This is a genomic window from Pseudomonas sp. GV085, assembly GCF_003050925.1.
Taxonomy (GTDB): domain Bacteria; phylum Pseudomonadota; class Gammaproteobacteria; order Pseudomonadales; family Pseudomonadaceae; genus Aquipseudomonas.
In genome coordinates this window covers 122,702-137,378 of record NZ_QAOV01000004.1, presented here as the reverse complement: position 1 = coordinate 137,378, position 14,677 = coordinate 122,702, and the positions used below count along the sequence as shown (strand labels likewise).

The 14,677-nt window shown below is 59.1% G+C and carries 7 protein-coding genes; 3 read left to right on the top strand and 4 right to left on the bottom strand.

Translation table 11 applies throughout. The annotated features are described in order from the left end of the window. Positions 1-26: 26 nt before the first annotated feature. The 3 genes from C8K63_RS10140 to C8K63_RS10130 are packed head-to-tail and all read right to left on the bottom strand — an operon-like array spanning position 27 to position 2,849. Positions 27-1,535, bottom strand: coding sequence for a glucosyltransferase domain-containing protein (locus C8K63_RS10140; RefSeq protein ID WP_108216581.1), 1,509 nt, complete (start codon positions 1,533-1,535; stop codon positions 27-29). 1 nt (position 1,536) lies between these two features. Beyond that, positions 1,537-2,478, bottom strand: coding sequence for a glycosyltransferase family 2 protein (locus C8K63_RS10135; RefSeq protein ID WP_108216580.1), 942 nt, complete (start codon positions 2,476-2,478; stop codon positions 1,537-1,539). Beyond that, entirely contained in the window at positions 2,475-2,849 is a 375-nt protein-coding gene (locus tag C8K63_RS10130; protein ID WP_108216579.1) for a GtrA family protein, read from the bottom strand. The genes C8K63_RS10135 and C8K63_RS10130 overlap by 4 nt, the downstream gene beginning before the upstream one ends. Positions 2,850-3,095: 246 nt before the next feature. On the opposite strand from C8K63_RS10130, the gene C8K63_RS10125 reads away from it, so the two are divergent. Next, positions 3,096-4,235: an OpgC family protein gene (locus tag C8K63_RS10125; RefSeq protein ID WP_108216869.1), complete on the top strand. Its 1,140-nt coding sequence runs from the start codon at positions 3,096-3,098 to the stop codon at positions 4,233-4,235. Positions 4,236-4,347: 112 nt separating this feature from the next. Here the strand turns inward: C8K63_RS10125 and C8K63_RS10120 are convergent, their stop codons facing one another. Then, positions 4,348-5,769 (bottom strand): amino acid permease, encoded by a 1,422-nt coding sequence (locus C8K63_RS10120; RefSeq protein WP_108216578.1) that lies wholly within the window; start codon positions 5,767-5,769, stop codon positions 4,348-4,350. Between the two features lie 648 nt (positions 5,770-6,417). Here C8K63_RS10120 and C8K63_RS10115 point away from each other — a divergent pair. Together C8K63_RS10115 and C8K63_RS10110 are read left to right on the top strand one after the other, a co-directional pair. After that, on the top strand, positions 6,418-9,528 hold the full coding sequence (locus C8K63_RS10115; RefSeq protein WP_108216577.1) for a transglycosylase domain-containing protein: 3,111 nt from the start codon (positions 6,418-6,420) through the stop codon (positions 9,526-9,528). 164 nt (positions 9,529-9,692) lie between these two features. Further along, a complete protein-coding gene (locus tag C8K63_RS10110; RefSeq protein ID WP_108216576.1) occupies positions 9,693-14,630 on the top strand; it encodes an NEL-type E3 ubiquitin ligase domain-containing protein in 4,938 nt (1,645 codons plus the stop codon). The last annotated feature ends 47 nt before the right edge of the window (positions 14,631-14,677 follow it).

Here is a 14,677-nt window from a genome sequence, read left to right as displayed (position 1 = left end):
CTCGCCGCCCCGGTCGAAATCGCACGTCACCAACGCAGCGTTTTGCTCGGGGCCGGCTCCTTCATCACGATAAAACCGTAATCACCGATCAGGTAAATCCGGTAGAACTGGCTATCCACCAGCGGCACATAGCCCTGATAGCCAACCCGCGTCGCGTTGCGCCGCTCCCGCTCCGCCACCACGTTGGTGATACCCGCTTTCGGCAGATTCTCGGCCAGCATGTAAAAGTCGGTATTGAGCAGGTAGTGCAGCACCGGCATCTGCTTGAATGAGCCTGCCGCCGCCGTCAACCAGTAGTCGGAATAAGTCACCGACATATAGATCCGCTTGGCCTCGCGCAGTGCCTGACGGCTGGCGATGTCGTAATCAAGGCTGGCCAGCGCCGTGGACGCGAAGGTTTTCTGCACGGTCAGCACCCGGCCAAAGGCAAACGACAGCGACAACATCGCCAGCAGCGCAATGATCAGCAACAGTGGCAATCGTTCATGGATCGACGCCAACGCCAGATGGCTCAAATAGCACAGCAACACCAACAGCACGGCGAAGCCCATCAAGGTGCGGGCGCCTTCGTTGAAGTCACGGAAAAACAACGTGACACCGGACACCAGCAGCGTCACCACCGGCAATGTCAGCAAACACATCACGCCGATCAACAGCTTCTTCGGTCCGCCGTCCTGACGCGCCGCTACGTTCAGTCCCAGCCGCACCGCCCCTGCCATCGCCAACAGCAACAACCCACCGAATACCCAGAGCCATCCACCATTGAACAGCAGCACGACTTTTTCCAGGACCCGGGCAATGTTGATCTGGATCTGCAATAGAGGATGCGCCGTCCAATCGAGCAACGCTGTGCGATTGGAGTCCATGAACGGACCAGCACTGACGCTGTAGATCAACCCGCCGAGGATGAGCTGGGCGGCTTTCCAGCCCAGCAGTTCGCCCCATGGCACCGGGGCGGTTTTATCGTTGGCGGCCCTGAGCAACTCCAGGCAACACAGGCCCAGGAACACATTCAGGCTGACCTGGTACAACCCCAGCGCCAGTGCTATCAGGAACGACTGCACCAGCCATTGCACGCTGCGCAAAGGGTGACGAAAGGTGATCGCGTAGATCACCGCCACCAGGCTCAGGGACGTGGTGGGACCGTCGTATTGATAAGACAGGTTCTGCAGGAAGAACGGGTTGTACCAGAGCGGCAACAGCACCAGGCAACAAGCGACGGTGGGTTGGCGGAAGTAATGGAACGTCAGGCTGGTCAGCGCCGACGCCATGGCCAGCGTGGCGATCAGCAAGGGCAAGGGAAAGATGTTCGGCGCGGCATGGCTGAAAGTCAGGGCGTTGTAGAACAACTGGGCGAACAGTCGCCCCTGTTCAGCCCAGGCCATGCCCGCCGCCAGCGAGCGCCAGTTGTCATCGATGTAGGGGAAGTCCGCGAGGATCAACGGCAGGACATATAAGAAGGTTGCGAACAGAAAAAACCGCCAGACCTGATGCCGGCTGAGCTCGCGAACGAGGAAGTCGTTGAACCGCCCCATGCTAACGCCCGCCCCTGTCTTTACCGCCGACGATGTCCTTGATCACGTAGCGCGGCCGGTGCTTGGCCTCGATATAGATGCGACCGATGTATTCGCCGAGGATGCCGATGCCGATCAGTTGCACGCCGCCGAGAAACAGGATCGCCGTCATCAGCGACGGATAACCGGGGACGCTGTTGCCGAAGAGAATCTTGTCCAGCACCATGTACACCGCGTAAAGCACCGCGAAAATGGAAATGCCGCCACCGACGTAAGTCCACAAGCGCAGCGGCACGGTGCTGAACGAGGTCACGCCTTCCAGCGCCAGGTTCCACAGCTTCCAGCCATTGAACTTGCTGCTCCCCGCCACCCGCCCGGCCCGCTCATACTCCACCACCGCCGTGTTGAACCCGGCCCACGACAACACGCCTTTCATGAACAACTGGTGCTCGGGCAAGGAACGGATCACGTCGACCACCTTGCGATCCATCAGCCGGAAGTCCCCGACATTTTCCTCGATTCGGGTGTAGGCGATGCGATTGAGCACATGGTAGAAAATCGACGCGCTGTGGCGCCTGAGGTAGCCGTCGACGTCGCGATTACGGCGCTTGGCGAGTACCACATCGGCGCCCTTTTGCCATTGTTCGACCAACAACGGGATGACACTGATCGGGTCCTGCAGGTCGACATCCATGGGAATCACGGCATCGCCGCCGGCATGTTCCAGACCGGCAAACAGTGCCGGTTCCTTACCGAAGTTGCGCGAAAAATTGATCAGCATGACCTGATCATCCGCCTGGGCCAGTGCCGTAGCCTGTTCGGCCGTGCGGTCGCAGCTGCCATCGTTGATGAACACGATTTCGACCTCGGCATCGCGCAGGTGCAACTCGCGTCTCACCGCCTGATAAAACAGGTTGATCGCCTGCTCTTCATTGAACACCGGGACAATGAGCGAGATTTTCATCGATCACGCTCGCGAAACACCACGTATTTGGAATACAGGAAGCCGAACACCAGGCTCAACGCCGAAAACAGGGTCACGGTGAGCAAACCGTGCAATCGCCAGACGTCGCCCAGATGGCCGACACCCAGACTCAACGCCCCCATGCCCAAAAGAAATAGCAGATAACCTGCGACCGTGGCACTGGCGGCGAAGGTAAATTGCGCGTTCATGTAGAAGGAAAACGAGGCAGCCACGCAGAAGGCTGCCAGGTTGCTGAGCGCCTGACTGAGGCCGGCTGCCACGCTCAACAGGAAAAATACCTGCCAGTGAATCAGGGTGTTGGCGACCCCGATCACCGTGTAACTGGACAGCCCCTTCCACAACAGTCTCATGTGAGGCTCCCATTTTAAGAGCGTTGCGCTCATTAATATTGGAGCCTGTCTACTGTCAGAAAGCGCAGGTTAACGGACCTTTCAGACCAGCGGTTGAGCCTCGGGGCAATGCCCGAGACATCCGGTAATATCCCGGTTTTGCAATTGCTCGTGAATCAGTCCACCCTGCGCGCCGCCGCTTGGGCGCGGGGCCTTTTGCGCCCACGCGCCGATCCCATTTTTACCTGCTGTTACGAGCCTGCTGTCATGACGTTAGCGCGCGATCACCGGATCGACTTTTTTCGTGGTCTGGCACTGATCTTCATCTTTTGGGATCACGTGCCCCACAACCCGTTGGGGCAAATCACCCTGCGTAACTTCGGTTTCAGCGATGCGGCCGAGGTTTTCGTGTTTCTGGCAGGTTTCGCGGCCGTGCTGGCGTACGGCAAAGTCCTGGCGCGCGAAGGCGTTCTGATCACCTGCGTGAAAATCCTGCGTCGGGTGTGGGTGCTCTACGTGGTGCATATCTTCCTGCTGGCGATGCTGATGGGCATTGTGTTTTTCGCCAACAGCCATGTGGAAACACGGGACCTGGTGGAGGAAATGGGCATGCATCACTTCATCAGCAACCCGCAGCAGGCCCTGATCGATGAACTGCTGTTGCGCTTCAAGCCGAACCTGATGGACCCGTTGCCCCTGTACATCGTGCTGTTGGCGGGTTTGCCCCTGGTGCTGCCCGTACTGGTGCGCAAGGCCTGGGTGGTGGTCGCGATGTCATTGGCGCTGTATCTGATGGTGCCACTGGCGGGCTGGAACCTGGCGGCCATCAAGGACGGCGTGTGGTATTTCAACCCGGTTGCCTGGCAGTTGCTGTTCGTACTCGGCGGTGCCGCTGCGATTCACAGCCAGCGCCCGCGCCTGCCCGACACTCGCCCGTTGCTATGCCAGCCGCTGTTTGTCAGTGCAGCGCTGTATGTGGTGGCCGCGGGTGTGTTGACGGTCCTGTGGCGTTGGCCAGATCTACACGACGCCGTGGTGCCGGCGAGCCTGAAAAACCTGCTGTACCCGATCAGCAAGACCGACCTGTCCCCCGTGCGCCTGCTGCATTTCCTCGCATTGGCCTACGTCACGGCGAAGTTGATTCCCGACAGCGGATGGACGCAAAACTGGCTCGCGCAGCAAAGTTGCCGCATGGGCCGTTTCTCGCTGGAGATTTTCTGCCTGGGCGTGCTGCTGGCGCCCCTGGCGGACATGGTCAATGCGTTGACCGACGATGCGTTTGCCATGCAGATTTTCACGGCGCTGGTGGGCGCCGGATTGATGGCGTTACTGGCGACCTGGCTTGAGTTCAACAAGCGTTTGAACCATACCGCTCAGGCAGCCCAAGGATCGACCGCAATATTGTAGGAGCGAGCTTGCTCGCGATGGACTCAAGAGCGCTGCGTTTATCCTGTAAACACGCGTTATCGTTGACGATCATCGCGAGCAAGCTCGCTCCTACAAGTTTCAGCGATACAACTTACGAAGCCGAACGCACCGCACCTTGCGAAACATTCGTCGGTTGCAGCTTGAACATATAGAACAGCACCGTCAGCAGCACCAGGAACGCAGGTCCCACATACAACGCCACGCGGGTGTCCGGGAAGTACGCCATCAGGCCGACCACCAGCACCAGGAACGCCAGCGCCAGATAAGAGCTGACGGGGTACAGCCACATACGGTATTTCAGGCCGGCCGCTTCGTTGGCGCTCAGGCCTTTGCGGAATTTGAGCTGGGCCAACAGGATCATCACCCAGGTCCAGATCGCGCCGAAGGTGGCGATGGACGTCACCCAGACAAAGACCTTCTCCGGTACCAGGTAGTTCAGCAGCACGCCCAGCAGCAAGGCGAAGATCGACAGCAGCAGCGCACGCCGCGGTACGCCGTTGTTCGAGGTCTTGGCGAAACCCGCCGGGGCCTGGCCGTTCTGCGCCAGGCTGTAGAGCATGCGCCCGGTGCTGAAGATGCCGCCGTTGCAGGACGACAGTGCCGCGGTGATCACCACGAAATTGATGATGCCGGCGGCGGTCTTGATGCCCAGACGCTCGAAGGTCATTACGAACGGACTGCCCTGGGTACCGATTTCGTTCCACGGGTAGATCGACAGGATCACGAACAACGCACCGACATAGAACAGCAGAATCCGCCAGAACACCGAGCCGATCGCATTGGGGATGGTTTTCTGCGGGTTCTTCGCTTCACCGGCGGTCAGGCCGATCATCTCCACACCCAGGTAGGCGAACATCACCATCTGCAGCGACATCAGCACGCCAGTTACACCGTTGGGCATGAAACCGCCGTGGCTCCACAGATTGGAGATGCCCAGGGCCACGCCATCGTTGCCGAAACCGAAGGCGATGATGCCGATGCCTCCGAACACCATCGCAACGATAGTGACGATCTTGATCAGGGCAAACCAGAACTCGAACTCACCGAAGGCCTTGACTGCGATCAGGTTGATCGAGCCCATGCTGATCAACGCCGCAAGCGCCCAGATCCAGCGCGGCACGTCGGGGAACCAGATGCCCATGTACACCGCCACGGCAGTGATTTCCGCGACGCAGGTCACCAGCCACAGGAACCAGTAGTTCCAGCCGGTCAGGAAGCCCGCCAGCGGGCCGAGGTAGTCCTGGGCGTAACGGCTGAACGAGCCGGCGACCGGGTTGTGCACGGCCATTTCGCCGAGGGCACGCATGATCACCAGGATCGCCAGACCGCCGATGATGTAGGACAGCATGATCGCGGGGCCGGCCATTTGGATGGCCTTGGCTGAACCGAGGAACAGACCGACGCCGATACAGGCACCGAGTGCCATCAGGCGAATATGCCGCTCGCCGAGTTCACGTTTAAGCGGACCGCCCTGAGCGGTCTCGCCGTTAGGCTGGTGATTGCCTACGGGCATAAGGGGCACCTCATCTTGTTGTTGGATATGACCACCGAGCGTTGAAGCCCCCGACCGATAAGCCAGTTGCTTCGAGTAACCGGGCCTGCCTTGTAAGCAGAACCATCCTGTAGGACAAAACCTGCAAGATCAGCGGGTCGGGCAGTATAAAAAGCTGACGACAGAGATATTCACTATATAAACCACTAAATTCAGCCATAAACCCCGGCAATAACGCGACTTTTGGAGAGGCATCACCTGGATATTGTAGGAATTTTCGCCATTTAAACGGCGCGGAGTATTGCACAACAATGGTGCATCGTCATGCCCCTGCCAAAGCCGTATTTCCCCCTTCGACATGTCTAAAACAAGCATTCCAGCCGACTGCTTTTGTGGCGAGGGTGCTTGCTCCCGCTCGCCTGTGTAGCAGGCGCAATCCGGCTGATCCCATTTATCAGACGAAGCGCAATTACCGGTATTGGGGCCGTTACGCAGCCCAGCGGGAGCAAGCTCCCTCGCCACAGGCTAATCAGCGCTGGTCGCCCCCTTAGCTGACTGGCATTAGGCCATTGCCCGACATTTTACCCTTCAGATTTTTTTTCACCCTCGCCAACCACCGTCTAAGCTTGAGTCAAGTCCGATCAATCTGCGTAAATGGATCAGTCGACTATGGGCGCTTTGTGGCAAACCGATTCGAGTAAAACCGTGGTTCCGACTGAACGTGAGGATGAAGCGCCGCCACCTGAAAAACCCCGCCGTTCCAAACACGGATGGGGAGCGTTCTGGCTATTGCTGCTGATCATCGCGATTGTCGTGGGGCTGGCGGCTGCGAGGGAAATGCGTACCTCGAAATTCCAGGCCCGGGAAGTCAGCAAATACGCAGCGTCCCTGAGCTTTGAGCTCAAGCCCGGCCCTAGCGATGCGATTCGCTATCCGGGCGACGGTCCGTTCGATCGGCGTCTGGGCTACAGCTCGCTGGATGAATTCCTGCCGCGCCTGATCAAGCGCAATTTCGTCGTTGAGGCGCAAACCCGCTTTTCTCCGGCGCTGTTGAAGTACAGCGACAAAGGCCTGTTCGTGCCTTATGCCGAGAAAATCCAGGCCGGGCTGTCGATCACCGATTGCCGCGCAGCGCCGCTGTACCAGTACAACTATCCGCAGCAGCTTTATTCAACCTTTGCCGCGATCCCGCCGGTAGTGGTCAATAGCCTGCTGTTCATCGAGAACCGCTTTCTGCTGGACCCCAGGCAACCGCTGGCCAACCCGGCGGTGGACTGGCCGCGGTTCGGCATGGCGGCGTGGTCACAGGTGGCCAAGCTGTTTCACGTACCCGGCCAATCCGCCGGCGGCAGCACCCTGGCCACGCAACTGGAAAAGTACCGGCACTCCCCCGATGGCTTGACGGTCAATGGCGCGGAAAAAATTCGCCAGATGATCTCCGCCACCGTACGCGCCTATCAGGCCGGGCCACAAACCCTCGAAGCCAGGCAGAACGTGGTTCGCGACTACCTCAACAGCGTGCCGCTGTCGGCCGTACCGGGCCACGGCGAAGTGCATGGCATGGCTGAGGGCTTGCGTGTGTGGTATGGCTCCGACTTCAACAAGGCCAACGAAGTCCTGACCAGCACAGCAACGGACCCAAAAACCATGGCGGAAAAAGGCCTGGCCCTGCGTGAAATGCTGTCGCTGATGATTGCCCAGCGCCGCCCGTCGCATTACCTGACCAAGGGTCACGATGAACTCGCCGACCTCACCGACAGCCATATTCGCCTGCTGGCGCAAAACAATGTGATCGACGCTCAGTTCGCCGCCGCCGCCCTGGCCAGCAAATTGACCTACCGCGACTGGGCCACCCAGCCGACCATTCAACCGATCGAAGCCAACAAGGGCATCAGTGTCGCGCGCAGCCGCCTGGCCGGCATGCTCAATCGCCCGCTGTATGACCTCGACCGCCTCGACCTGTCCGCCACCAGCACCCTGCAAGGCGAGTTGCAAGCCGAGGCCACCGAGTACCTGAAAAAACTGGCCGACCCCGCTTTTGCCACGCAAATCGGCCTGATCGGCGAGCGCCTTCTGACCCCCACCAGCACCACCCAGGTTCGTTACAGCTTCACCCTGTTCGAACTGACCCCGGACGGCTCGCGGGTACGGGTGCAGACCGACAGCACCGACCAGCCATTCGACATCAACGAAGGCAGCAAACTGGAGCTGGGCTCCACCGCAAAAATGCGCGTGCTGACCACCTACCTGCAAATCATCTCCGAGCTGCACGACAAATACGCCGGCATGGCCGTCCCGGAACTGAAGAAAGTCGACGTGCCGGAGCAAGACCGCCTGAGCCGCTGGGCGGTCGATTACCTGATCGAGAACAAGGACCGCGACCTGAAAAAAATGCTCGGCGCAGCCCTGGACCGCAAATACTCCGCCAGCCCCGGCGAGGCGTTCTTCACCGGTGGCGGCCTGCACGTGTTCAACAACTTCCGCAAGGAAGACAACGACCGCATACCGACCCTGCGCGACGCCCTGCGCGAGTCGATCAACCTGCCGTTCATTCGCCTGATGCGTGACCTGGTGCGCTACACCACCTACTCCGGCCCGAACAGCAGTGCCGTAATGCTCAAGGACGACCGCGACCCGCGGCGCCAGGAATACCTGGCTGAATTCGCCGACCGCGAGGGCACTTCCTTCCTGCTCAAGTTCTGGAAGAAGTACAAGAACAAAGACACCCAGGACCGGCTCGAGACCTTCCTCGACAGCATGCGCCCGACCCCGATCCGCCTGGCCGCCGTGCACCGCTACCTGCTGCCACAGGCCAGTCAGGCAAGCTTCAACGCCTTCGTGCGCTCGCACCTCACCGGTGCCAAGCTCACTGAAAAGCTCACTGACGAGCGTCTCGTGCGGCTCTACGAGGCCTACGCTCCCGGCTCCTACGACTTGCCGGACCAGGGCTTCATCGCCAAGGTTCACCCGCTGGACCTGTGGCTGATGGGCTACCTGCTCAATCACCCCGACGCCAAGTGGGGCGACATTGTCAAAGCCAGCCAGTTCGAACGCCAGGAAGTCTACAGCTGGCTGTTCAAAAGCAGACACAAGGGTGCCCGCGACAGTCGCATCCGCACCATGCTGGAGATCGAGGCATTCCTCGACATTCACCAGCGCTGGCAGAAAGTCGGCTATCCGTTCGATCACCTGGTGCCCTCACTGGCCACCGCCATCGGCAGTTCCGGCGACCGTCCGGCTGCATTGGCGGAACTGATCGGCACCATCCTCAACGACGGTGTGCGCATGCCGACCCTGCGTATCGACAGCCTGCACTTCGCGGCCAACACACCGTATGAAACCAAATTGATCAATGATCCGGACGTCGGCAAACGAGTCATGCCGTCCGAAGTCGCCACGGCCATGCGCGAAGCCTTGTCGCAAGTGGTGGATGCCGGTACGGCGAAACGGGTGTCCGGCAGTTTTGTAACCCCGGATGGCAAACCGTTGGCCATGGGCGGCAAAACGGGTACAGGGGACAACCGCATTGAAGCGATTGGTTCAGGCGGGAGGATTCTGAGCTCCAAATCCATCAACCGGACGGCGACGTTTGTCTTCTACATTGGCGATTCACACTTCGGCACCTTGACCGCATTCGTGCCCGGGCAAACAGCCGAAGCCTACAAGTTCACCTCGGCGTTGCCGGTGCAGGTGCTCAAAGGCATGGCACCGATTCTCATGCCGTACCTGCAACCCGGCAGCAAAACAGGTTGCTTGCCGACTGATGTCGCGCGGCGTTAACGGAACCATTACGTTGTGCGGTGGTAATTAATTATTTTCGGCATGGATAATTCCAATGCGTTGGGAGCAAGAACACTGTTCAAGCAACAATAATTCAGGCTTTTACTTTGAGCCTTGGGCGTTAGGCTGATGACTCCCATCAACACTCAAGGTTTATTAACAACATGCCTGACTTACAAGGAAGTACGTCGACTACCGATCATAAAGGCCGGCACTACGAACTGATCAAAAACCGGATTCATCCAGTCTTTCAAAGCACTTCATTGCGAAATGTCCGGGAACTGGGCCGCGCCGAAAAAGCGCCCGCGCCCTGGATCAGGACAGCCACCGCACTTGATCAATCCCGCTTACAAAAAGCCGGCCTCGAACTCTGGTCTTCCCGCAACAAGGTGGATCGTTTTCTCGACCGGTTGCAAAACGTTTATGAATTTGCCGAGCCCCTACTCACCGATGCACTGAAAAAACTGGATATCGATGTCGACGTTAAAAAAACGTATCTGCATCTTTACCTGCCCAAAGAGCAGCCCTGGTATGTTATCGATACGTCCAGGGGGGTCGTCACCCGTACTGTTTCGCTGATCGACGCCGCACTGCACAACTTCGCGCTAAGTGAATCCTGCGAACCGGACTCGGACTTCATCAGTCAGCCCGATGATCGTGATCATTTCGATGTCTTGCCCATCAAACACAAGCTCTCCATCGCAAGGTTTCAGGCCTTGTGCCGTGAGCTGGACATCGGCGCCCGCTACACCCGATACCTGGAAGAACAGTTACTGCCCCGCGATGGCGTCGCAAAATATTGGCTCCAAAGCCGTATCGTTGAAAGCGAGAAAGCCGCTTTCAGAGCCGCCGCGGAACAGGCGAAGATGGCCGGCGAGATCGACGCCGATGCCCGCGACATGGTCATTGAAATGCTGGAGGGCCAGCGCAACACCACCTGGAAAGGCAAGCCGGTGCAATTTGCCGACCTGTCCATTCTCGACAACCGCTTGACCGGGATCGTGCTGATCACTGCGGACCTGGGGCCATCGCACGAGGTGATGCCGGTGATCGCCTATGTGCCGCAGGATCCGCAGCACCCGATCAAGCAATACCCCTCGACTGTCGCGTTCATGAACGAATTGACGCGGCAGTTGCGCGACGACGCGCTTATCGCTTCCACCGGGATAACGTACCGCCAGTTCTTCAGCCGGTTCATCGACCATTCGCAACGCGGGCATTTCTTCGGAGGGCTGCAACAACGCCTGTTCGAGGTCAAATGGCATCGAAAGGAAGCCTTGGATCCACGCCCGAGCTGGCGGGATGTGCCGATCGATAACCCGCGATTGAGTTTCGACATTGCGCCGATCACAGGCGACCTCTGGGTACATCTTTATCAAAACAAACTGAACAAGATTCTCAATGACGCTCGGGACATCGCCGTGTCGACCGCCGATTCCGATCGCAAGGCGCGGTGGGCCTGGTGGGACAATTTCAAGAAAATAGTCTCCGATATTTTTAATGTCGCGCTGTTGATCGCCACGCCGTTCGCTCCGGGGCTGGGCGAACTCATGCTGACCTACACGGCGTATCAACTGACCAATGATGTCATTGAAGGCGCCTTGGACCTGGCCGAGGGACTATGGGCAGAAGCGGCGGATCACGTTGTGGGGGTCGTGACGGACGTGGTTCAACTGGCCGCGTTTGCCGCCGGGGCGAGCATCGCCGACGCGTTCCGGCTCAAGGTTTCTACATGGGTCGAGGGCCTGCAACCGGTGAGCTTGCCCACCGGTGAAACCCGCTTGTGGCACCCGGACATCGAGCCCTACGCCCATCCAGACCTGTCGCTGCCAACAGATTCCAGCCCCGACCGACTGGGCCTGCATCGCCATCAAGGCCGGGACATTCTTCCTTTGGAGGGCCGCCACTATGTGACTCGAAAGGATCCGCAAACCGCGCAGTATCGACTTGAACACCCCACCCGTCCCGAAGCCTATGCACCGAAATTGGCCCATAACGGTCGCGGCGCCTGGCGCCATGAAGGTGAAAACCCCTTGACCTGGGAGCACCCGAAGCTGATGCAACGGCTGGGGCACATGACCGATGGCTTAAACTCACGGCAACTGGAAAACATCCGCTTGATCAGCGGCACCGAAGAAGACGCACTGCGGCGCATGCACGTCGAAAACGCCGAGCCGCCACTGTTGCTGGAAGACACGGTGAACCGCTTCAGGGCGATGGAAGATGTTGCCGCCACGACTACGCAGATTCGTTCGGGAAGCCCGATAGACCCGTCATCGCACTGGTTCGAGCAACTGATCACCGAACTGCCGGGCTGGCCGTCCGACCATGCCTTGAGGGTGTATGAACGCTCCGACCTGCTCGGCGCCTCCCGCCTGTACGGCAACGCCAGTGCCCGGCCGGAACGGACGCTGGAGATCGGGCTGACGGACGTGATGGCCGGCAGGTTGCCGGAGCGGGTCGTCAGGTTTCTCGATGAGCAACAACTGGAAGCGTTGGTCGGACCGGGATTGTCCAGGCAAGCGAAGGTACAGCGCCTGCGTGATCGCCTGGCCGAGCAGGTCGAAGGGCGCAAGACCGACATCGCGGATTACATCTATCGCTCTCGCACACGCAGTACCGATCGACGCGTTCAAGTCTTGCAGCGGCAATACCCTGAACTGCCGACGATCATCGCCGAACGCCTGGTGGCCCATGCCCGGCAAGACGATCTGCGCATCGTCGACACACAGCAGCGCCTCCCACTGGATCTCAAGAGCCACGCCCGTGAGTGTGCCTTTGAAACCCGCGCGACACGGTCCAGTGAAGGCTTCTACCAGAACGAACGACTGACCGCCGATACCGAGCGCCTGGCGCTCAACGCGCTGCGACTCAACAGCGATGCCTTGGGCGATCTGCGCGTGGAAATACGTGACAGCACCGCCGATGGTTCTTTGCGTTGCGGCGTCGGTCCTGACGATGCCACTCAAGTACGACTGCTCTTACGGGTGGGAGACGATCGTTATGAAGTTGTCGACGGTCAACATCGTCCGCTTTCCGATGCTGTCGACTTTCATGAAGCGCTGCTGCGTGCCTTGCCGGAGCAGGCACGCCGGTCAATAGGTTATGGATTGGGCCAGGGACAAGCCCTCAAGCAATGGATAATGGTCAAGACCATGGCACCGGCCGAACGCCGCACGCTCTTGCTGGAGCCTTCCATCCGGCCGGTGGCGGAGTTGGACACGAGCCTGCTTTTACGCGGCCCTGCTTTCTCCAGACAGCCAGTCACCCTCGAGCAACGGGTGAAAAATCTGTATCCGCACCTGCGTGAACATGAAGTCGACAACTTCATTCGTTCCATGCCTTCGGGCAGCGATCCTGTTCAGTTGCTGAACAAACTGAAGCAAGAACTCACAGAACTGGAAAACATCCTTGATACCTGGAAGAAAAAAAACACGCCATTCGAGCCCGACAATACGCTCCTTGCGCCCAGGGAAATCACGTTCATCGCTGATCGCCTGATGGAATGCTTCCAGCGCAAACCCCTTTTGTTTGGCGAACGCAGTACGCACTTCGACAAGGGTTATGCACTGGACTTATCCACTGAACTCCTGAGTTTCAACCTGGAGCCCTGGTGGAAAATTCTGCCGGACATCCGACCGTATCTTGAGCAGATCAGCACTTTGAGTCTGGATGGGCTGGAGTTCTCGCCGGGCGCCACGGGGCTTTTGAAAGACTTTGCCCGACTACGCCACCTCAGTGCACGTCGCTGTCACCTGACCCGTTTGCCGGAAAACGTGGCCAGCATGCACCTGCTCGAAACCCTGCGTCTGAGCCACAATCTTTTTACGCTGGATACAGAGGCGCTCGAGCGATTGAAGCACCTGACACGCCTGCAGACCCTGCGGCTCGATCACAACCCGCTGCGCCGCCCCCCCAATGTCGAGCGCATGCCACGCCTGAAAGTGCTCTACCTTTCAAACACCGGGATCGATACCTGGCCAGATGGATTGCTGAGTAAAGACGGATTGCTGAACAGGCATCGTCCCAAGGGATTCTTCCTTGACCTGCGGGATAACCCGATCAAGACCGTACCCACTGTCGTCAACGGGTCAAGGCAAGCATTGGTGGTAGCACGCACGCGGCTGGACATCGACTCATTGCACGATACCCAACGCCAGCTCCTGTTCCAATACCGCGATTCATCAGGCTTGCCGCGCCAGAACACCTACGCCCCTCTGGCCGCCAATGCGCGCGCCAAATGGCCGGTCGATGATGACTCATCGCTCTGGGGGGCGAACTCGCCTGGACTGGGGACTTACCGAGCAGAGGCCTGGGACAACCTGATGAACGAGCCGAACAGCGAAGGCTTCTTCAGAATCATCGACAACCTGACCCATTCGGCCGATTTCAGAGCCGGTGGCGCTACCCGCAAAGCCCTGTCCCGTCGCGTCTGGGAACTGATCGACGCGGTGGACCTGGATACGCCACTGCGCGAAAGACTGTTTCAGACCGCCGAGCAACCCACCACCTGTGCCGACGCCAGCTCCGAAGTTTTCAACAACATGGGCGTGCAGGCGCTTGCGTCCCAGGCGTATGCCTATTCGACCAATGCCGCCGAACTGGAAACCCGGATGGTGAGCTTGAGCAAGGGTGCCGCGCGCTTGCAACGGGTCAATGACATCGCCCGGGCCGATGCGCTGTCACGCCCGAGCAGGGTCGAAGAAGTGGAAATCTACCTGGCGTTTCAGACCCGTCTGGCATCGCGCCTTGAGTTGCCCTGGCAATCGGAGGGCATGCTTTACCGGCAGATCGCCGCCGTGAGCGACAACGCCATCGAGCAGGCGTACGTCACCGTTCTAGCGCTGGAGCAAGGGGACGGCTTGCTTGACGTCATGCTCGCACAGCCGTTCTGGGACCAGTACCTGCGCGAGACCCATGACCTGAGATTCCGTTCGAATGATCGGGCGTTCGATGAGAAGTTACGACTTCTCGAGCAACGCAGGGAGGCTGGCGAAATCAATGAGCAGGCCTACTCGGACAGCCTCAACACGCTGGCCGATGAAAAACTGCAACTGGGACGAAGCCTGACCCGGATGCTGCTGGACAAACACGCGTTGTAAACGAGTAACCAACTCCTGGAGTCCAGGCGTCGCCTTGACTTCAGGAG

Bases quoted from the DNA above. Each gene is read 5' to 3' on its own strand.
- C8K63_RS10130 (WP_108216579.1), bottom strand. From the start codon at position 2,849: ATGAGACTGTTGTGGAAGGGGCTGTCCAGTTACACGGTGATCGGGGTC.
- C8K63_RS10140 (WP_108216581.1), bottom strand. From the start codon at position 1,535: ATGGGGCGGTTCAACGACTTCCTCGTTCGCGAGCTCAGCCGGCATCAG.
- C8K63_RS10115 (WP_108216577.1), top strand. From the start codon at position 6,418: ATGGGCGCTTTGTGGCAAACCGATTCGAGTAAAACCGTGGTTCCGACT.
- C8K63_RS10125 (WP_108216869.1), top strand. From the start codon at position 3,096: ATGACGTTAGCGCGCGATCACCGGATCGACTTTTTTCGTGGTCTGGCA.
- C8K63_RS10110 (WP_108216576.1), top strand. From the start codon at position 9,693: ATGCCTGACTTACAAGGAAGTACGTCGACTACCGATCATAAAGGCCGG.
- C8K63_RS10135 (WP_108216580.1), bottom strand. From the start codon at position 2,478: ATGAAAATCTCGCTCATTGTCCCGGTGTTCAATGAAGAGCAGGCGATC.
- C8K63_RS10120 (WP_108216578.1), bottom strand. From the start codon at position 5,769: ATGCCCGTAGGCAATCACCAGCCTAACGGCGAGACCGCTCAGGGCGGT.